We start from the raw sequence: 21,059 nt of genomic DNA, 5'->3' as shown, positions 1-21,059 counted from the left end.
AATAATAACTTAAAGGAAGTTGGTTATTATAATTATTATCTAATTTTGAAGAAATTAGTCCACTCTCTTGAACACAACTTTTTCTTTCCAAATTTATAAAAGCGCCTCTCTCCTGCCTTCAGAATGGAATTCGCTTGCAACAAACAACATTTTTTTGACAAGAGAATATCTTGAAGTACTGGAAAATTCTTCTCCGGTAAATATGACTTGTCATTTTATAGGACTTTTTGAAGAAACAAAATTGGTCGGAATTGTTTTGACACAATTTCTCTTTGCAGAAAAACTGGAATCTTTTAGAGAGCGTGATAAATGCTTGAAAACATCCGTTCGTAATTTTGCTTTAAAGAATTTTGCTTCACATGTACTTTTTGTTGGCAACAATATGCTTACGGGACAAAATGCCTTTGTTTTTGATTCCAATATCAAACCATCAAAAGCAATTAAAACATTACACAAAGCCATAACTCAGTTAAAAAAAGATTTAAAAGAGAGCGGAAAAAAAGTTCACATCACAAGTATTAAAGATTTTACAGCAAAAGAAATTGAACCTTTACAAGCGGAGTTCAAAAACAATTATACGTTTTCAACACAGCCAAACATGATTTTTAAAATTAGTGATAGCTGGAAAACAGAACAGGATTATATTGACGCTTTATCCAAAAAATATAGAGATCAGTACAAGCGTGCCCGAAAAAAATCGGAAGGAATTGTAAAACGCCAAATGTCTTTATCTGATATCAAACAATATGAAGATGTTATTTACGATTTGTATTTTCATGTAGCTAAAAATGCTCCATTCAATACTTTCTTTCTAGCTCGAAATCATTTTAGTTTTTTCAAAGAAATTATGGGCGAAAATTTCTTATTGTACGGTTATTTTATAGATGAAAAATTAATTGGTTTCAACACCCTCATAAAAAACGGAGAGGTAATGGATACCTATTTTTTAGGTTATGATGAAAGTGTGCAGCGCGAAAAAATGCTGTATCTGAACATGTTGTATGACATGATTGCCTATTCTATCAAAAAAGGATTTAAGGAAATTGTTTTTGCCAGAACTGCTCTTGAAATCAAAAGTTCTGTAGGTGCTAAACCTGTAAAAATGTATGGTTTAATCACACATAGCAATGCGCTGATCAACCATAACATTTCTAGGTTTTTTAATTATTTAGAGCCCAAAACAGAATGGCAGGAAAGAAATCCGTTTAAATAAAAACAACTATTTCTTTCCATAAAATATCAATTAAATTACGGAACAGCAATTTTCATCTGTTTGTGTAAAATATGAATTTCTAAAGATTTTTGAGCTCCACAATATTCTCCGTCAATTTGAAAATTGACCGCATAATCTGTCTTTATTTCCGCTTTATCTGTTGAAATAATTACAATATCATCAGAATCAATTGGCATATTTCCTGTGATAATTTTTCCGATTAGAATTAAATCAAGACTTTTTAGAATCACCAATTCAAATTTCCCATCATTCATTGCTCCATTCGGATTAATGATTACGCCTGTTCCGTATTTTTGCGAATTGGCAATTACAATCATTCTAGCCACATGCTCTACGACTTCATTGTTGGCAGAAATCGTAGCTACAAACGGTTCTTCAGATTCCTTCAAAGTCGTAAAAGCTTGTAAAGCATAACCCCAAAAACCACGTACATCACTTTGTTCGTAGTTTTTAACCAAATTTGCATTTAACCCAAGATCACTTAAATGAATACTTTTTTTTCCGTTAATACAAATCATATCCATTTCGATATAATGGCTTAAAAAGGCTATTTTTAGATTTTCTTCAATTCCCGACGGAAGGTTTAAATCTACCGAAAGTCCGTTTGCAGAACCAGCCGGTAAAATTCCAATTATGACATCATGTTCTTCCATTGCTTCAGCAACCATTTTGATGGTTCCGTCTCCTCCGGCAACAATAATTCGTTCTGGTTTAAATTCATCAAAACGGCTTTGTATATTTTTAATATCATTTTTCCCTGTAGTTTCATAAACTTCCAGTTCAAAATGATTGGTAGTTGCAAATTCTTCTACAGCACCAATTAAATCAGATTTATCAAGATCGCCTGATATCGGATTTACAACAAATAGGATATTCTTTTTCAAAATTTTATTTTTAAAACCAATTAAATTGAGTAAATTACAGTATACATAAATGTACGTAAATGAAACCAATTCTACAATTATATCGAGGTTATGCAAATGAACAGGAATTAATTGTAATGGGACACGTTTTAAAAAGAGAACACAATTACGATTTCGAGAAAAGAAAATTAAAAAATGCCACATCAATTCTCAAATTATTCAGAATAAAAACCATTCAGAATTTTGACGTTTATCTTCATTACAATGATGAAATCATTCATACCAAAACCTTAGACGACGGTTATTTCAACTTTTGTATTCCGTTAGAAAAAGAAACACATTTTGGATGGATGCCTTACGAGGTCAGCATTAAATACGGAAATGAAACGGTAAGCTGCAAAGGCACTTTTATAAGACCACACAAAGGGAAACTCGGTATTATATCTGATATTGATGATACTTTTTTGATTTCGCACACCAATAATTTTTTTCGAAAAATCTATATTTTATTGTTTAGAAATGTAAACGACCGTAAAGTTTTCAAAGACGTTGTTTCCCATTATCAAGCTTTAAGTTCTGCCGGAAGAGAAAGCATAGAAGAAGTAAATGCATTTTTCTACATTTCCAGCAGCGAATGGAACTTGTATCGATTTATTGCAAAATTTACCAAAATAAACAAATTACCCAAAGCTGTTTTTTTATTGAAAGATATCAAAAGAGGAATTACTGATTTCTTTATGAGTGGAAGAGGAAATCACGATCATAAATTTGAGAAAATCAAACATGTCGTAGAATTTTATCCTACTTTAAAATATGTTTTAATGGGCGACGATTCGCAACATGATCCTATTTTGTACGAGCGAATCTGTAAAATATTTCCCGTTACCGTAATTGCAGTTTACATTAGACAAACTGGCAAATCGCAGAAAAAAGAAGTGGCTAAAATTTTGAAGAATTTAGAAAGCCTGAATGTTTCTGTTTGTTATTTTAAGGAAAGTAGCGAAGCAATTAAACATTCTCGATCAATTGGAATTATTAAGTGAAGTTTTAGTTTCAGGTTTCAGGTTTCAAGTTTCAAGTTTCAAGTTTCAAGTTCCCCTCATAAACCTGAAACTTGAAACCTGAAACTAAAAAAACTATAAATTAAAATTATCAATCTCTTCCTGAACAATTTCCCAGTCGGTTAATAATTGGTCTAAATCTGCTTTCTTTTTATTGTAAGCCGTAAAAAATGAAGCATCTTCGATATGTTTATCGTAATTAGATTCCAACATTTTATCATCGTGTTGAATATCTTTTTCTAATTGCTGAATTTGGCTTTCAATTTTACTTAATCTATTCTGAAGTGTTTTTCCTTTTTTCTGATCTTCGTATGACGTTTTAGTATTCTCTTTCGTAGATACCGTTTTCACAACATCTTTCTTCTCCACTTCACGCATATTTTCTAAATTACGTTGCTCTAAGAAAAAGTTGATATCACCTAGATATTCTCTAATTTTTTGATCTTTAAATTCGTAAACGATGTTCGACATTCCCTGAAGGAAATCCCTGTCGTGAGAAACCAATAATAATGTTCCTCCAAATTTTTGAAGCGCGGCTTTTAAAACATTTTTAGATTTAATATCTAAGTGGTTCGTAGGCTCATCCATCAACAATACATTGATTGGCTGCAACAGCAATTTACAAAGTGCCAAACGGTTACGTTCACCTCCTGAAAGTACTTTTACTTTTTTCTCTACATCATCTCCACGAAAAAGAAAAGAACCTAACATATCACGAACTTTCATACGATTGGTATCGGTTGCAGCATCTTCCATAGTTTGCAGCAAAGTGATTTCACCATCCAAATATTCTGCCTGATTTTGTGCAAAATATCCTAATTGCACATTATGTCCTAATTTGATATTTCCCTGATAATCAAACTCATTTACCAATGCTTTGATAAAAGTCGATTTTCCTTGTCCGTTTTGTCCAACAAAAGCAATTTTACTTCCACGTTCAACCAGTAAACTAATGTCTTTCAGAATCGTTTTATCTCCGTAAGCTTTTGTAACATTTTCTGCTTCGATTACTACTTTTCCTGGTTCTTTTGAAACTGGAAAAGAAATATTCATTACCGAATTATCATCCTCGTCTACTTCAATTCTTTCTACTTTATCTAATTTCTTGATCAACGATTGCGCCATAGAAGCTTTTGAAGCTTTTGCACGGAATTTTTCGATCAATTTTTCTGTCTCCTCAATCTTTTTCTGCTGATTTTTCTGAGTTGCCAATTGTTTCTCACGAATTTCATGACGCAACTCTAAATATTGAGAATACGGTTTATTGAAATCATAGGCTTTTCCTAAAGAAATTTCGATTGTTCTATTCGTTACGTTGTCCAAAAACATTTTATCGTGCGACACAATTACCACTACTCCAGGATAATTACGAAGGAAATTTTCTAACCAAATGATACTTTCGATATCCAGGTGGTTGGTTGGCTCATCCAGCAATAAAACATCATTAGATTGCAATAAAAGTTTTGCAAGTTCAATACGCATTCTCCATCCTCCAGAGAATGTTTCGGTCTGATTATTGAAAACTTCTCTTTTGAAACCTAAACCTAAAAGAATTTTTTCTGTATCACCAACATAATTATAACCTCCAAGAAGTTCAAAACGATGCGTGTAATCAGACAAGTCTTCGATGATTTGTCCGTATTCTTCACTTTCATAATCGGTTCTGGTAACCAATTGATGATTGATTTCTTCTAGTTTTTTCTCTACAATTTTAATTTCTGTAAAGGCCTCATATGCTTCTTCTAATACTGTTCTTCCTCTTTCAAAATCAATATCCTGACGTAAAAACCCCATTTTGATATCTTTCTCTTGAGAGATTACTCCAGAATCAGGTTTAAAGTCTCCCGCTAACATTTTAAGCATTGTAGATTTACCTGCTCCGTTTTTACCGACAAGACCAACTCGGTCTCCAGCTCCTAAACGAAAAGTAACTTCTTCAAATAAATATGTTCCTCCAAAAGAAACCGAAAGATTGTGTATATTAAGCATTAAATTGTTGTTTAAAGTTTAAAGTTTCATGTTTTGATACCTTAAACCGAGAATGAAAATCGTAAATTTGTATTACCAAAATAAATGGTAAATTAAATTTTTTGCAAATGTTAAAAAAAGGATCGAAACTAAATAGTATTTTAACAGGAAGTTGTCCAAAATGTCAAAATGAAAGCATGTATGAGGACAAAAATCCACTTAATTTGACTAAAGTTCTAAAAATGAATGACCATTGCGGTCATTGTGGTTTTAAATATCAAATTGAACCGTCTTTTTTTTATGGGGCAATGTATGTAAGCTATGGCTTAAATGTTGCTGTCGGAATTGCCGCTTTTATTGTTTCATTTGTTTTTTTTAATGCAACAATAGAACAATCCTTTATCACAATCATTTTGACTTTGGTCGTTTTATTTCCTTTTGTACTGCGACTTTCCAGAAATCTATATATTAATATGTTTGTTTCTTATGATCCTAAGGCCGGTCAGGATTAAGAGATTTTAAATATCTTTTGTGGAAACGCTTTATATCTGCTTCTTTATCAATCGGAATTCCGTTTTCAATATGATCATACAGCATTTTTGCTAAGGCCGGACCCAGCATTACACCACGTGTTCCTAATCCGTTAAGAAGATGAATAGAATGGTATGCTTCATGGGTTCCTATTAATGGTCTTCTGTCCGCAACTGTTGGGCGTACACCTGCAAAATGTTTTACAATTTCAAAATCGCAGGTAATAATCTCTTTAATACGATCTAAAAGCTCTTTCTTTCCTTCTTCAGTCGGAAGATCTGTCTTGTCGTGCCAATTGTAGGTTGCCCCAACTTTAAACAAATTACCCCCTATTGGCAATATAAAAACACTTGTGTTAACAATAACATCTAATTTTAAATCAGGTGCTTTTATCAAAAACAACTCTCCTTTAGTTCCATCCAAAGGCAGATAATTAAAATAAGGGTTTTTAAGCATTCCAAAACCTTCTGCAAATATGATATGTCGGGCTTTGATATTTTTATACTGAATTCCTGAATCAAGAATATCAAGAAAAGAACTATGGAAAGATTCCTCTAGAAGTAAATTATTCTCTTTTAAATATTCTTTGTAGCTTTCTAATAGTTGCCCGGTTTTTACATATCCTGTATGCAAAACCTCTCCATAATCATGAGGAGAATCAATGCTTTGGTATTTTTTAGTAATTAGCTTCGTAGACAAAAATGGCGCTAAATTTATTTTATCTGAAGCGGCAAACCAATTATTCTGTTCTTCAATCGAAAAGAACTTTCTTAAAATAGGCAGTTTAAAATTGAATTTCTCTTGTAGTTTTTCTTCAACCTGATCGTAAAATTCATTCATTAGGACCAAATGTTCTTTTGCATTCCAAACTTCGCTAAAACGTTTCAAAATGACCGGATTATACAAACCTCCAGCTATTCTAGATGAATTTTGCGATTTGTCATCAATAACTAAAATAGATTTATTGTTTTTAAGGGCAACTTCAGCGAAAGAAATCCCAGCCAGCCCAGATCCGACGATTAAATAATCAAGCATTTTGCAGTATATAAATAAAATAGAAAACTCTTGCTACAAAGGTAACAAGAGTTTTGGTTATAATTAAACTAGTCACTTAGTAATTCCACATATCCTGTTCGAAATTGCGAATTTTCTCCTTCACTCGTTCAGATTCCAGCAATTGGCTTTGGGCGTCATCTCGTATATAATCTTTAATCTCACGATCTCCATACATATTTTCTTCTTTGTAAATAACTGCATTAAATCTTCTCGAATTCAATATTTGATCAAATGAAATTGGAAGAGCAGAATTACTGTCATTAAACGCTTTTGCCTCATGCAGGACTTCACGTGCATTTGGGAAGAAGACCCAGAACAATTCGATATAATCTTTTTCGTCGCTATTCATAGTATAGACATCGGGTGTAACCGGACAAATTCCTAGTAAACGATACTTTAGATCACTTTGCCTTTTATCAAAATACCAAAAGCCTTTAATTTTATACTGACTTACGTCTGCTGAAGTCAAGTCTTGTTTCAAAATATACTCGGCAGGAACTGTTCTTTTTGGTCCAACAGTCTCTTCTACATAAGAAACGCTCTTGTTTTTTCCTTTTCCGCTCACTACTTTTTTCTTCACAACACGAGACCTGTAATCATCCGGGTATTGATTAATCAACTCTCTACCGGCATCGGTCGTGTCTACACGCGATAAAGCTTCCTGAATATCTTTTAACGATTTTTTCGTATTGAAATAACTATCAGCGTATACTTCAGTTATCCTACCATTTCTGATAGCTTTCGTTAAAACATCATACAGTGACCGTCTATCTGGCCCGATATTAGCAGTATCCACAGGAAAATACAACGGGAAATTTATTTTTTCATTTAAATCAATAATTTCCCATGTGGTTTTTCCCATCAAAATATCCCGATCATCCACATAACCGTAAGCTAATGGCTTATCATTATCAGCTATCAATTGTGCGGCATTTTTTACCCCTATTTGATCAGCAGTTTTAGCATTAAGCAAATTAGATTGTGCGTAAGAATTCAAACTTCCAACCACAGCTACAACAACCCCTAAAAAATCTCTTACTTTCATCATCATAAATATTACAAGAAATTAAACGTAAACCTTAAAAATATATTGTGTATTTTTTCTTACAAAAATAAAAAATAAATTAACCAATACAATATCTTTAAATTGGGGAAGGGCATTTTTTTTAAAGAACAAAAAAAAACTCTTACTACAAAGGTAGTAAGAGTTTTTTAATTATAATACTATGTATCAACTTAGTAGTTCCACATATCTTGTTCGAAGTTGCGAATTTTTTCTTTCACTCTTTCAGATTCTAACAACTGATTTTGCGCGTTGTCTTTCATGTAATCGCTAATAGCTCTATCTCCATAAAGGTTTTCCTCTTTGTAAACAACAGCATTAAAGCGTCTTGAATTTAAAATCTGATCAAATGAGATTGGAAGAGCTGAATTGTTGTCATTGAAAGCTTTTGCCTCATGCAACGCCTCTCTGGCATTTGGGAAGAAAACCCAAAATAATTCAATATAATCCTTTTCATCACTATTCATAGTATAAACGTCTGGCGTTACTGGACAAATTCCAAGTAAACGATATTTCAATTCACTTTGACGTTTATCAAAATACCAATATCCTTTTACTTTATATTGTGTAACATCTGCAGCAGTTAAGTCTTGTTTCAAAATGTATTCAGCAGGAACCGTTCTTGTTGGCCCAACAGTCTCTTCTACATACGAAACACTTTTGTTTTTACCTTTTCCGCTAACTACTTTTTTCTTCACAACACGTGATTTGTAGTCATCAGGATATTGGTTAATCAACTCTCTACCAGCATCAGTTGTATCAATACGAGATAATGATCCTTCGATGTCTTTCATAGATTTTTTGGTATTGAAATAACTATCAGTATAAACTTCAGTTATTTTTCCACCTTTAATAGCTTTAGTCAAAACGTCGTACAGAGAACGTCTGTTAGAACCAATGTTAGCTGTATCTACAGGAAAATATAATGGGAAGTTAATTTTCTCATTTAAATCAATGATTTCCCATGTTGTTTTACCCATCAAAATATCTCTATCATCCACATAACCATATGCCAAAGGCTTATCATTATCAGATATTAACTGAGCAGGAGTTTTAAGTCCAATTTGATCTGGTGTTTTTGCATTAAGCAAATTAGATTGCGCATTAGAAGCAAAACCTCCAGCGATAGAAACAATAGCTATTAAAAAATTTCTTACTCTCATCGTGGTATCATTATAAGATATTGAATGTAGTTTTCACTACTTTATTATTGTATTTCGTAAATTACAGGAGCAGTTCTTGGCAATAAATAACTACCAGCTCCAACAAGTTTAGTTTTAATTTCAGAAATAGTAACTTGGTCTCCTTTACCTGCTCTTGAAAGTACTTGTTTACATTGTGCATTCATTTTATTACCTGTAACAACAACTGTAGGCTGTCCAGCAATTTTCATATTGAATCCAACAACATCTAAACCAACTTCGAAATCGAAATCAAGCAATTTAGCTCCAATAGTAGCAATCTCTAAGTTAGATTTAGGACCTTTAACAACTCCCATTTCTCCTCTGATTGTTCCTGTTGGACCAGGAATACCTTTAATTCTGAATGTTTTCTTATCTGAAACTTTATCTCCATTTGGTAATGTACCTGTAACAGAAATTGTAGCCTCAGTACCAGAACCTGGGTTCATGTTATATTTTCCTGGTTTTCCAGCTGAAGATAATCCTGGAGCACTTGCCACAACTTTATTATCAGCAACACCAGCGAATGAAACAGAGATTGGGTTAACAACACCTCTATATACAACATTCATTTTATCAGCAGAAATTGTAGCAGAATTTGGTCTTGGAACTACAACGTAAGTACCATTGAAAGGTAATTTAATTGGCTTACCGTTTTCCATAAAGTTAAACGAACCTCCAATTTTTTGCTCTCCTACTCCTCCAGCAGTCATTTCCAATACAGCCTGACCATTTACCAATTTACCAGGACCTTCAAATCCGCTAAATTGAGCATTTGGATCATATTTACCTAAAACTACTTTACCAGTAACTTTTTCTCCTTGGAAATAAGCATTTTTATCTAAAACTACGATAGCTTCAAATTTGCTGTATGAAGATTCATCAACAGCTGCTTTTCCTAAAGCACGGTTGTAAACATCCGCTTCAATTTTATTTACATCATTTTGCCAAGCAGAAAGTTTAGCAGCAGATGCAATTGCAGGAAATCCTTTAAAATGATAAGCTAAGTATTTTTCTTTTATACCTTCTTTGTTTTTTACATCTGAAACATCAAATCTCTTAGAAACCTCTGTAGAAATATCAGCATATTTAGGTCCCAAAGCAGCTTTCATGTCTGCTTTATACTTTTCTATTTTGCTGATAATTTCGTTACCTTTTGCAGTGTAACCATCACCTGTAAACCAGTCATCGATGTTATCACCTCTGTCCATAGACTCGTAAGGTAATTTTCCAGTTTCTTCATCAATTTCAAAACCATTAACAGATTGTGCTTTTAAAGTTCCGATGTAAGCATAAAAATCCTTTGAAATCGTTTGTACTTTATGTGCAATACCTGCAGCCTCAGTAAACTCTCCTTTAGATTCAGATGCTTTTAAATCTAATGTTTTTAATAATTCTTCATTTGTTTTAAGTGAAGAAGTGTTTGCACCTTCAAATTTTTCATTCATCAAACCGAAAGCCGAAATTACTTCTTTCGATACGTTCATTGCTAACATTGCGATGAAAACCAGATACATCAGGTTGATCATCTTCTGTCTAGGGGTTAATTTTCCTCCTGCCATTTTTTTCTAATTAGTTCTTTATTAATAAATTTAATATTTAGTTAAAAACTAATTATCCTTTGTTACTCATTGCAGAAAGCATACCACCGTAAACACTGTTTAAAGAAGCAATGTTTGCAGTCATAGATTGCATTTGCTCTTTTAATTTAGAAGCGTTTTCAGCGATTTCTTTGTTAGCCTCAGCGTTTCTAGAAGCGCTTTCTAACTGTACTTTATATAAACTGTTTAATGATTCCATTTGAGCAGCAGCTAAAGATAATTCTTCAGAATATTTCTTTTGTCCTGCGATTGAATCAACTGTAGGAGCAATTCCTTTAGCAGCAGATTCGAAGTTTTTGATGCTGTTTCCTAAACTTGACATTAATTCACCGTCAATTTTAGCTTCTTTTAATAATGAATCCAATTTTTGAGAAAGTAATCCTTGAGCTTCAGTTGGGGCTTCAACTTTAGCCTTTTTCTCTCTCGCTTGTCCATTAGCTAATTCTGGATAAACTAACGTCCAATCTAATTCGTCTTCAACTGGTTCGAAAGCAGAAAGCGCAAAAATTAACGCCTCAGTCACCAATCCTACTGAAAGCATAACTGTACCTGTTAATGGTCCAATTTCAAAGTGAGTAATTTTGAATAAAGCTCCAACGATTACCACTGCCGCTCCCATACCATAAGCGAAATTCATTGCTTTTTTACTTAATAATGCCATAATACTTTTTTTTTAGGTTTTAAAATAGATTTGTTGGATATTGATAAAATTATAAATTACTTTCTTTTGCTACCATTACCGTTACCAGTTACCTGAGTACCCATGTAATCTTGTACAGTTCTGAATCCGATATAACTTCTAGCTGAATCTGCATATTCGTGGTCACGAGTACTTACCTGTAGGAAATAAGCAACATCTTTCCAAGAACCTCCACGAACAACTTTTCTTTGGTTTTTACCATCAATTACGTTTGGATTCATCGTTGAAACATATTCGTAAGCATTTGGGTTGTAAGCTGAATCTGTCCACTCTGAAACGTTTCCTGCCATATTGTACAATCCGTAACCATTTACTTCGTATGATTTTGCTTCAACAGTATATAAAGCTTCGTCAGCAGCGTAATCTCCTCTACTTGGTTTAAAGTTTGCTAAGAAACAACCTCTATCACTTTTAGTATAAGGACCTCCCCAAGGGTAAGTTGCAGATTCCAGACCACCTCTAGCCGCATATTCCCATTCTGCTTCAGTTGGTAATCTGAAAGCGTTTACTAGGTCACGACCTTTTTTCTTAGATTTAATATAACTGTTTTTGTTTAATGTTCTCCAAGCACAGAATGCTTTAGCTTGTTTCCAAGTCACACCAACTACAGGATATTCTCCGTAAGCTTTGTGCCAGAAATAATCATTATGCATTGGTTCATTATATGAATAAGCGAAATCTTTAATCCAAACTGCAGTATCAGGATAAACATTTACCTGTTCTGTTTTTACGAAATCACTTCTTTTTCCAACTTTAGCTTTTGCAGCAGCCTGAATGTCCATCCAAGAATAACGGAATTTCAATTTATTCACATCAATTGTTCTTAAACCATTGTATGATTCTTCAATTGGCAAATACATAGAATCCATTACCTCAGTGTAATATTCGTCTGGATATGCTTTAGTATCTTTAATTAATTTTACTTTTTTATTTAATTTTCTTCCAGCATATGGATCATCTTTTGTACCAACACTATAATAGTTATCGTACATGTATTTATCATAAGCTGTCATTTTTTCTGGATCAGAATCGTTAAAAGCGTAATCAGCAATACTTCCGCCTTTTTTACCTTTGTCACCAGTACTTTTTTGACCAGTTTCATCAGCTAAAATTGCTAAACGAACTCTCATTGTAGAATCTTTTACCCATTCTACGAATTGACGATACTCACTATTTGTAATTTCAGTTTCATCCATATAAAATGAACGAACAGTTACAGTTTTAGTTGGAGCATCTTCCACATTAGCTAAATCCGCATCTGATTTACCCATAATAAAAGATCCACCCGGAACCAAAGTCATTCCATAAGGTTTTTCAGGATGCCATTTCCCTCCTGTAACACCAACTAATTCACCTTTGTCACCTGACTTACCACAGCCAATTACCAGTGTTAACATTGCTGCAAATGCAATAAACTTCTTCATATAAATTTGGATTATCTATTCATTATTAAAAGTCCGTAAACGTATTTATTATTTATCTAAAAAACAATACTACTTGCGAAATTTATTTTACCGTTCAAAAATAATGTTAAATAAAATAAAAAAAAAATATTTTATCGATAAACTGTGTCAAAAAATCGATGTAAAACGTTAATTTTTATCATTTGTAATTATTTTCTTACTAATTCAATTTAACTATTTTTCTTATTTTTGAAAAAATTAAGATTAACCTTAACTTTTTGAATTATAGCGCATTTTTACGTTGCGCTTTCCACCATCTTTCTGGCAATTCTTGATTGCAAGCCGACAAATATTCATCGTAAGAACAGGGTAATAACGTATTTCTTTTCAATTTATTGCTACCGTTTGATTCAAATGGAATTTCTATCCACCAACGATCTGTTTTATCACTTTTATAAAAAACCAATTCTTCGTCTTCAAGTGGCACAATATACTTCAGATAATTTGCACGACTTCCGAATGGATACTCTTTTGAACGATAATGATAGCCTTCAATAAAATACCATACAATCTGAGCAATTATAACAGATTCTGCCATCGTACTATTGTGATTAAAAACTCCAAAAGAAGAAACTTTATCACTAATTCCAGCGTATCTCGCTAATGCACAAATCTCTTTTCCATTAAATCCATTTGGTTCAAAAGTCACCGTATTTCCTGATGCTGAAGATTTTACTGAATTCAAATCGATACTAACCAAATCAGCATCTCTAAAAACAGGCTCAGCTAAAGTAATTTTGTTTGAGATTTCTCCTAATCGATAAGCATCAAAAAATAATTTTTCGATCAAATCAATTTCTTCTTGAGAATTATAATAAGTCTGATAACCTATGTTACAGTAATTGAATAGATTATTAGGCTCATCGATAATAATTTTTGTCAGGTAAGAATTAGCCGAAACAGATTCGTTTTCCTTTCCAAAATCAAATTTATTATCTACAGAAACCATATTGACCATTTGCTCTAAATCATCGTAAGCACGGTATAAAGCATAGGTCAAATCCTGGGAACCTCCCAGGACTATAGGAATGATTTTACTTTTAATTAATGATGCCGTAACCTTCTTTAAAGCAAAATAAGTATCCTCTACTGAATCTCCAGCCAGTATATCTCCCAAGTCTGCAATTGAAGCATCCCAGTTACCAGGAAACATACTATACAGTTTTTTACGAACAGCAGTAAGATTAACTTCATTAATCATATTGATGTTGGTACGGTCTTCTAAAACACCAATTATCGCGATATTGATTTTTTCAATATCTGGAAATTGTTCTTGTGTATGAAAAACAATTTTACTACCAAGCTCTTGTGAAGACAGTCCGCCGACGAATTTTACAATTGCATCATTAACTGGTTCTAGAAAATCAAATTCCATTTATCTTATTTCTTTTTAGCAGCTGTTTTTTTAGCTGGAGCTTTTTTAGCCGTTGTTGTTTTTTTAGCAGCAGTTTTCTTTGCAGGTGTTTTTGCAGCAATCATTTCCTGAACTTGAGCCAATGTCAATTGTGTAGCATCAACATCTTTACTTAATTCAATTTTGATTTTCCCTTTTAAGATTACAGAACGTCCCCAACGCGCTTTTTCTACTACAATTCCTTCTTCTTCCCAATTATGAAGTACCTTATCAATATTCTTCTGAAGTTTTTCTTCAATAAGCTCCTCAACATCAGACTGAGAGAGATTGTCAAAATTGTATTTTTTGTTCACATTTACAAAAAGTCCGTTCCATTTGATGAATGGTCCAAAACGCCCCACTCCTTTTTGAACAGCCTCTCCTTTATAAACCGCAATTGGCGCATCAGCAAGTGCTTTTTCGTCAATTAGCTCCTGAGCTCTTTCTTTAGAAACATTAAGCGGATCTTCTCCTCTTGGCAATGAAATAAAAACGCTTCCGTGACGCACGTAAGGACCGTAACGACCATTATTTACTTCTACTTCTTCTCCTTTATATTCACCTAAACTTTTTGGAAGCAAGAACAAGTTCAAAGCTTCTTCAAGTGTAATGTTTCCAATGTTTTGGTCTGCCATTAAACTAGCAAACTTTTTATCTTCATCATCCGCTTCTCCAATCTGCGCCATTGGCCCAAATTTCCCTAAACGAACAGAAACCTGTCTTCCGTCAGCATCTTTTCCTAGAATTCTTTCTCCACTTTCACGTTCTGCATTTGCTTCTACTTCTTTTACATTTGGATGAAAATGATTATAGAAATCCTGCATCATCTTTGCCCAGTCAATGTTTCCTTCGGCAATTTCGTCGAAATCCTGCTCTACTTTTGCAGTGAAATTATAATCCAGAATATTTTCGAAATTCTTCACTAAGAAGTCCGTAACAATAGTTCCGATATCTGTTGGAACTAATTTTCCTTTATCTGAACCTGTATTTTCTTTAAGAACTTTTTCGCCAACTTTACTGTTTTGCAAAGTAAGCTGTACATAATTACGTTCTACGCCTTCAAGAGTACCTTTTTCAACATAATTTCTGTTGATAATAGTTGAAATCGTTGGGGCATAAGTAGAAGGACGACCAATACCAAGCTCCTCTAACTTCTTAACCAAAGAAGCTTCGGTGTAACGTGCTGGCGGTCTAGAATATCTTTCTGTAGCTGTAATATAATTATTAGCTAGTTTTTCGTTTACTTTTAAAGCCGGAAGCATCCCTTCTTGCTCTTCTTCGTCATCGTCATGACCTTCTAGGTACACTTTTAAGAAACCTTCAAAAAGTAAAACCTCTCCAGAAGCTGCAAAAAGTTCGCTATGATTATCTGCTTCGATTTTTACGTTTGTTCTTTCCAACTGCGCATCACTCATTTGCGAAGCTAAAGTTCTTTTCCAGATCAAATCATACAAACGAGCTTGGTCACGATCAATATTTACAGTATGGCGCGACATATCAGTAGGACGAATTGCTTCGTGTGCTTCTTGTGCTCCTTTATTTTTATTAGCAAAAACTCTCGGTTTAGAGAACTCTTTTCCGTAAGATTTAATAATTTCCGCTTCAGCCGCATCCATTGCTTCTTTAGAAAGATTCACCGAATCCGTTCTCATATATGTAATAAGTCCGGCCTCGTACAAACGCTGTGCTAGCTGCATGGTAATTCCAACTGGCAAGTATAATTTTCTTGCTGCTTCCTGTTGTAACGTAGAAGTTGTAAAAGGTGCTGTTGGTGATTTTTTGGTAGGTTTAGTTTCTAAATCGGCTACCTTATATTTAGAACCGATATTTTGATTTAAGAAATCTTCGGCTTCTTTTTTAGTATTGAAGTTTTTTGGCAGTTTTGCTTTGAAAGCTTTTCCTGCTTCGTTTACAAATTCCGCAACGATTGAATATGTTGCGACTGCATTAAAATTTTGAATTTCGCGTTCTCTTTCTACAATCAGACGTACAGAAACCGACTGCACACGACCTGCTGAAAGTCCGCCTTTAATTTTTCTCCATAAAACTGGAGACAGTTCGTAACCTACTAAACGATCTAAAACACGACGTGCCTGTTGTGCGTTTACTAAATTATAATCAATTTCTCTTGGATTATCAATTGCTTTAAGAATCGCAGATTTTGTAATCTCATGAAAAACAATACGTTTGGTTTTTTTTCTATCCAGTTTTAATTCTTCCGCCAAGTGCCATGAAATAGCCTCTCCCTCGCGGTCCTCATCGCTCGCTAACCAAACCGTTTCGGCATTCTTAGAAAGTGATTTTAGTTTCGTTACCAAGGCTTTTTTATCCGGAGAAACTTCATATTTTGGTTTAAAACCATTTTCTACATCTACTCCTATTTCCTTTGATGGTAGGTCGGCTATGTGTCCATAACTCGACTCCACCTGAAAATCACTACCGAGGAATTTCTCGATCGTTTTCGCCTTTGCAGGTGACTCTACTATTACTAAATTCTTTGCCATTGCTCTATTTTTCTGCAACAAAAGTATCTATTTTTTTTAAATATTAACCTTACGAATGCATTTTTGAAGTATTTTGATATTATGAAACTTAAAATTGCAGATTTATCTGTAATAATCTCGATAATATATATAGGTATAACTTATAATGATTTCTGACCGAGAAATGTGCTTTTTGAATCCTCTTTTCATAGCCCAGATTGAAATGGATTACCCGGAATAAAAAAAGCAAAAGTTTCTTGTTTTAAAAAAGCGACCAACGGAAGCTCTTTTTAAAACATTAGAAACTTTGCTCTTTTTACGAGGACAAGAAGTGGAAAGCTGGAAATAGCTCCTGAACAACGTAAAAAGTAAAAAATGAGTTGTAAAATGCTATACCTCAATATTTCTCAAAACATTGTTAATTCTTTATCTGACATCTTGTCATATTAAGTCCAATTAACCTATCTTTGCACTTTGAATTTTTATAATGGAAAAGATTATTGAAGAAAGTAAACAGGGCGAAAGTCTTGTTTTAGAAAATAAACCTGAGAATACTAAAAAACTATTTATAGAAAGTTACGGCTGTGCGATGAATTTTTCGGACAGTGAAGTCGTGGCTTCCATTTTGTCTGACGGCGGATATAACACCACTTCAGTTTTAGAAGAAGCCGATTTGGTTTTGGTTAACACTTGTTCAATTCGTGACAAGGCAGAACAAACGATTCGTAAACGTTTGGAAAAATATAATGCCGTAAAACGTACGAATCCGAAAATGAAAGTCGGCGTTTTGGGCTGTATGGCGGAACGTTTGAAAAGTCAGTTTTTGGAAGAAGAAAAAATCGTTGATCTTGTTGTTGGTCCTGATGCTTATAAAGATCTTCCGAATTTATTAGCAGAAGTTGAAGAAGGTCGTGATGCTATCAATGTAATTTTATCTAAAGAAGAAACTTACGGAGATATTTCACCAGTTCGTTTGATGAGTAATGGGATTACAGCTTTGGTTTCGATTACTCGTGGATGTGATAATATGTGCACTTTCTGCGTTGTGCCTTTTACACGCGGACGCGAGCGTAGTCGTGAACCACAAAGTATTATGGCAGAAATTCAAGATTTGTGGAGCAAAGGTTTTAAAGAAATCACACTTCTTGGACAAAATGTTGACAGTTACCTTTGGTACGGAGGTGGTTTGAAAAAAGACTTTGTAAACGCTTCTGAAATGCAAAAAGCAACTGCAGTAGATTTTGATCAATTGCTTGAAATGGTTGCGGCTGGTTTTCCTAAAATGCGTATTCGATTTTCGACATCTAATCCGCAGGATATGCACGAAAGCATTTTGCATGTTATTGCGAAATATCCAAATATCTGTAAGCACATTCACTTGCCAGTTCAGTCTGGAAGCAATAGAATTTTGAAAGAAATGAACCGTCTTCATTCTCGTGAAGAATATATGGCTTTGATTGATAAAATTAGAGCAATTGTTCCAGATGCTTCGATTTCGCAAGATATGATTACCGGTTTCCCAACAGAAACTGAAGAAGATCATCAAGATACAATGAGTTTAATGGAATATGTAAAATATAATTTCGGTTATATGTATTCGTATTCTGAACGTCCTGGAACTCTTGCAGGAAGAAAAATGAAAGATGATGTTGAAGAAGAAACTAAAGCGAGAAGATTACAAGAAATTGTCGATTTACAGCAAAAACACGCTTGGTTTAGAAGTGAAGAATTTGTTGGAAAAACAGTTGAAGTTTTAGTTGAAAAAGTTTCTAAGAAATCTAAAGATGAATTCTCAGGAAGAAACTCTCAAAGTATAACAGTTGTTTTCCCAAAAGAAAATTACAAAATTGGAGACTTCGTAAACGTAAAAATCACAAGCTGTACAAGTGGAACTTTGAAAGGTGAAGCTGTTGGTTTGAGCAGCATGAATTAATTTTTGTTAACCGCAAATTACGCAAATTTTCACAAATTAATTTTTCATGACTAATACAACCGAATATTATTATAAAAAAGAGGAAAACTACCAAATAGTAGGAATATGTATGGAAGTACATAGATTATTAGGGCCTGGTTTACTTGAAATTGTATATAAAGACGCATTAGAGGTTGAATTTAAAAATCATGGAATTCCTTATCAACGAGAGAAGGAATTTGCAATTGAGTATAAAGGAGTTATTTTGCCTCATAAATTTTATGCCGATTTCGTAGTATATGATGACATAATATTAGAAGTAAAATCAGTAAAGGAAGTATGCAATGATCATCTTGCACAAGTATTAAATTATATGAAATTGGCCGATACACCTGTTGGAATAATCGCAAACTTTCAAAACAAATCATTAACACACAAACGATTAATAAATTCATAAAACGAATTTGTGGTAATTTGCGTAATTTGTGGTTAATTTAATAAAGACATTACAACATAAAAGAGTTATACATTGACACGATTTCAAAAATTAGTGAAATTCGAGAAATTCGTGGCAAACAAAAATACAAGCCAAAGTTTTAGGCAAAACCTGAAACAAATAAAAACTTGAAACAAAATCTAATATGGAAACAGTTCAAGCAATAAAACAACGATTTGAGATTATTGGTAATGATCCGAAATTAAATCGTGCTATCGAAAAAGCCATTCAGGTTGCTCCAACTGATATTTCAGTAATGGTAACTGGGGAAAGTGGTGTTGGTAAAGAAAACATTCCTAGAATTATACATTCGCTTTCGCATAGAAAGCATGGTAAATATATTGCAGTAAACTGCGGTGCAATTCCGGAAGGAACAATTGACAGTGAACTTTTCGGACACGAAAAAGGCGCTTTTACAGGCGCAACAAGTACACGTGAAGGTTACTTTGAAGTGGCTGACGGCGGAACAATTTTCCTAGACGAAGTTGGTGAATTGCCATTAACAACTCAAGTAAGATTACTTCGTGTTTTAGAAAACGGTGAATTTATAAAAGTAGGTTCGTCTCAGGTTCAAAAAACAAATGTGAGAATCGTTGCGGCAACCAACGTGAATTTATTCAATGCTATCGAAAAAGGCAAATTCCGTGAAGATTTGTATTATCGTTTAAGCACGGTAGAAATTACATTACCTCCTTTAAGAGAAAGAAACGACGATATCCATTTATTGTTCAGAAAGTTTGTGGCCGATTTTGCACATAAATACAAAATGCCACCTTTAAGACTGGATGACGATGCCGTTCAACTTTTACAAAAATTCAGATGGAGCGGAAACATTCGTCAGCTTCGAAATGTGGCGGAGCAGATTTCTGTTTTAGAAACGAATCGCGACATTAGCCTAGCAACTTTACAATCTTATTTGCCAGCCGAAGGAAGCAATTTACCTTCTGTTATTAGCGACAGTAAAAAAGAAAGCGATTTCAGTACAGAAAGAGACATATTATATAAGGTACTTTTTGATATGAGAAGCGACCTGAATGATTTGAAAAAACTGACTTTAGAATTAATGAAAAACGGTACTTCAAAAGTGCAGGATATTAATCCGAATTTAATTCAAAAGATATACGGAAATCAACAGAACGACAGCGAAATTGATTTTGAAGAAGAACCAAGAACAGCTGTTATGACAACGCCAGCCGTTCGCGAAGAAAGCTACCAAATTCCAGATGATAATTATTTGTTTGCTGAAACGATCGAAGAAGAAGAAATTTTACGCTTGGAACAAAAAGAAATCGAAATGATCAAAAAATCATTAGAAAAAAACAAAGGCAAACGTAAAGCTGCTGCAGACGAATTGGGTATTTCTGAAAGAACTCTTTATCGTAAAATCAAGCAATTCGACCTATAATAAATCTCAATTTTTAAATTCCAAATCCCAAATTAGTATATTTGGCGAAATTTGGAATTTGGAATTTCAAAATATTGGAATTTGACTAATACACATTATGAAAAAAATATATTCTCTTTTCGCCTTTTTAAGCCTTTTTATGTTAAGTGGTTGTTCTGTCTACAATTTTACAGGAGCGAAACCAATAGACGCCAAAACATTTCAGGTTAATTTCTTCCAAAATAATGCTGATTTGATCGAACCTGGAATCGATAGAACTTTTACATTGGCCCTACAAGAGTTGATTATGAATCAAACCAACTTAAACTTAGTTAGCAATGCAGGTGATTTGGTTTATGAAGGAGAAATTGTAGATTACAGAACTACTCCAATGTCAGCAACAGCGGTAACAAATGGTGACGTAGGTGCTGCACAAAACCGTTTGTCTATTCGTGTTAATGTACGTTTTACGAATAAGAAAAAAGAAGCAGATGATTTTGAGAGAACTTTCGAATTCTATTATGACTTTCCTGGACAACAGCTTCCTACAGGATCTACCTTAAATGATGCTATAAAAACTATCTTTGAAAGAATTACTCAGGATATATTTAATGAATCATTGGCTAAATGGTAATTTGCCATTCTGTCGAATCGTTTAATCGTAAAAACG

17 protein-coding genes are annotated in these 21,059 nt (G+C 33.6%); 7 read left to right on the top strand and 10 right to left on the bottom strand.

Annotation, left to right across the window (positions count from 1 at the left end; all coding sequences use genetic code 11):
• Window positions 1-67: 67 nt before the first annotated feature.
• Window positions 68-1,213: a GNAT family protein gene (locus K6T82_RS19880; protein ID WP_223709868.1), complete on the top strand. Its 1,146-nt coding sequence runs from the start codon at window positions 68-70 to the stop codon at window positions 1,211-1,213.
• A 35-nt stretch (window positions 1,214-1,248) separates the two neighbouring features.
• Here K6T82_RS19880 and K6T82_RS19875 read toward each other — a convergent pair whose 3' ends face one another.
• Window positions 1,249-2,118 carry a diacylglycerol/lipid kinase family protein gene (locus K6T82_RS19875; RefSeq protein WP_223709866.1) on the bottom strand — a complete coding sequence of 290 codons (870 nt, stop codon included), beginning with the start codon at window positions 2,116-2,118 and terminating at the stop codon, window positions 1,249-1,251.
• A 59-nt stretch (window positions 2,119-2,177) separates the two neighbouring features.
• Between K6T82_RS19875 and K6T82_RS19870 the strand changes: the two genes are divergently transcribed.
• Window positions 2,178-3,140, top strand: coding sequence for an App1 family protein (locus tag K6T82_RS19870; protein ID WP_223709864.1), 963 nt, complete (start codon window positions 2,178-2,180; stop codon window positions 3,138-3,140).
• A gap of 93 nt (window positions 3,141-3,233) precedes the next feature.
• On the opposite strand, the gene K6T82_RS19865 is transcribed toward K6T82_RS19870, so the two are convergent.
• Window positions 3,234-5,147 (bottom strand): ABC-F family ATP-binding cassette domain-containing protein, encoded by a 1,914-nt coding sequence (locus tag K6T82_RS19865; RefSeq protein WP_223709861.1) that lies wholly within the window; start codon window positions 5,145-5,147, stop codon window positions 3,234-3,236.
• Between the two features lie 107 nt (window positions 5,148-5,254).
• Here K6T82_RS19865 and K6T82_RS19860 point away from each other — a divergent pair, with 107 nt between their 5' ends.
• Entirely contained in the window at window positions 5,255-5,638 is a 384-nt protein-coding gene (locus tag K6T82_RS19860; RefSeq protein WP_223709859.1) for a DUF983 domain-containing protein, read from the top strand.
• Here the strand turns inward: K6T82_RS19860 and K6T82_RS19855 are convergent.
• The 8 genes from K6T82_RS19855 to topA all read right to left on the bottom strand — a co-directional run bounded on the left by K6T82_RS19855 (window position 5,619) and on the right by topA (window position 16,618).
• Window positions 5,619-6,692: an NAD(P)/FAD-dependent oxidoreductase gene (locus tag K6T82_RS19855; RefSeq protein ID WP_223709857.1), complete on the bottom strand. Its 1,074-nt coding sequence runs from the start codon at window positions 6,690-6,692 to the stop codon at window positions 5,619-5,621. The two genes, K6T82_RS19860 and K6T82_RS19855, sit on opposite strands and share 20 nt — an antisense overlap.
• A gap of 76 nt (window positions 6,693-6,768) precedes the next feature.
• Window positions 6,769-7,758, bottom strand: coding sequence for a type IX secretion system ring subunit PorN/GldN (gene porN, locus K6T82_RS19850; protein ID WP_223710161.1), 990 nt, complete (start codon window positions 7,756-7,758; stop codon window positions 6,769-6,771).
• 191 nt (window positions 7,759-7,949) lie between these two features.
• Window positions 7,950-8,939 carry a type IX secretion system ring subunit PorN/GldN gene (porN, locus tag K6T82_RS19845; protein ID WP_223709854.1) on the bottom strand — a complete coding sequence of 330 codons (990 nt, stop codon included), beginning with the start codon at window positions 8,937-8,939 and terminating at the stop codon, window positions 7,950-7,952.
• A 44-nt stretch (window positions 8,940-8,983) separates the two neighbouring features.
• Complete coding sequence (gene porM, locus K6T82_RS19840) at window positions 8,984-10,519, bottom strand: type IX secretion system motor protein PorM/GldM (protein WP_223709852.1); 1,536 nt, start codon at window positions 10,517-10,519, stop codon at window positions 8,984-8,986.
• A 52-nt stretch (window positions 10,520-10,571) separates the two neighbouring features.
• Complete coding sequence (gene porL / locus K6T82_RS19835; RefSeq protein WP_223709850.1) at window positions 10,572-11,219, bottom strand: type IX secretion system motor protein PorL/GldL; 648 nt, start codon at window positions 11,217-11,219, stop codon at window positions 10,572-10,574.
• 56 nt (window positions 11,220-11,275) lie between these two features.
• Window positions 11,276-12,682, bottom strand: a complete 1,407-nt coding sequence (porK, locus tag K6T82_RS19830) for a T9SS ring complex lipoprotein PorK/GldK (RefSeq protein WP_184157653.1) — start codon at window positions 12,680-12,682, stop codon at window positions 11,276-11,278.
• Between the two features lie 262 nt (window positions 12,683-12,944).
• Entirely contained in the window at window positions 12,945-14,096 is a 1,152-nt protein-coding gene (locus K6T82_RS19825) for a formimidoylglutamase (RefSeq protein WP_223709848.1), read from the bottom strand.
• Window positions 14,097-14,101: 5 nt separating this feature from the next.
• The gene (gene topA, locus K6T82_RS19820) at window positions 14,102-16,618 is read right to left on the bottom strand and encodes a type I DNA topoisomerase (protein WP_223709846.1); all 2,517 of its coding nucleotides are present in this window, start codon (window positions 16,616-16,618) and stop codon (window positions 14,102-14,104) included.
• A 466-nt stretch (window positions 16,619-17,084) separates the two neighbouring features.
• Between topA and miaB the strand changes: the two genes are divergently transcribed.
• The 4 genes from miaB (at window position 17,085) to K6T82_RS19800 (ending at window position 21,023) form a co-directional block, all read left to right on the top strand.
• Window positions 17,085-18,530, top strand: a complete 1,446-nt coding sequence (gene miaB, locus K6T82_RS19815; protein WP_223709844.1) for a tRNA (N6-isopentenyl adenosine(37)-C2)-methylthiotransferase MiaB — start codon at window positions 17,085-17,087, stop codon at window positions 18,528-18,530.
• A 46-nt stretch (window positions 18,531-18,576) separates the two neighbouring features.
• Complete coding sequence (locus tag K6T82_RS19810) at window positions 18,577-18,966, top strand: GxxExxY protein (RefSeq protein ID WP_144215267.1); 390 nt, start codon at window positions 18,577-18,579, stop codon at window positions 18,964-18,966.
• A 184-nt stretch (window positions 18,967-19,150) separates the two neighbouring features.
• Window positions 19,151-20,410: a sigma-54 interaction domain-containing protein gene (locus K6T82_RS19805; protein ID WP_223709842.1), complete on the top strand. Its 1,260-nt coding sequence runs from the start codon at window positions 19,151-19,153 to the stop codon at window positions 20,408-20,410.
• 97 nt (window positions 20,411-20,507) lie between these two features.
• The gene (locus K6T82_RS19800; protein ID WP_223709840.1) at window positions 20,508-21,023 is read left to right on the top strand and encodes an LptE family protein; all 516 of its coding nucleotides are present in this window, start codon (window positions 20,508-20,510) and stop codon (window positions 21,021-21,023) included.
• Window positions 21,024-21,059: the final 36 nt, after the last annotated feature.

It is taken from the genome of Flavobacterium potami (assembly GCF_020026915.1).
GTDB classification, from domain to species: Bacteria; Bacteroidota; Bacteroidia; order Flavobacteriales; family Flavobacteriaceae; genus Flavobacterium; species Flavobacterium potami.
This window is presented reverse-complemented; position numbering and strand designations above follow the sequence as displayed.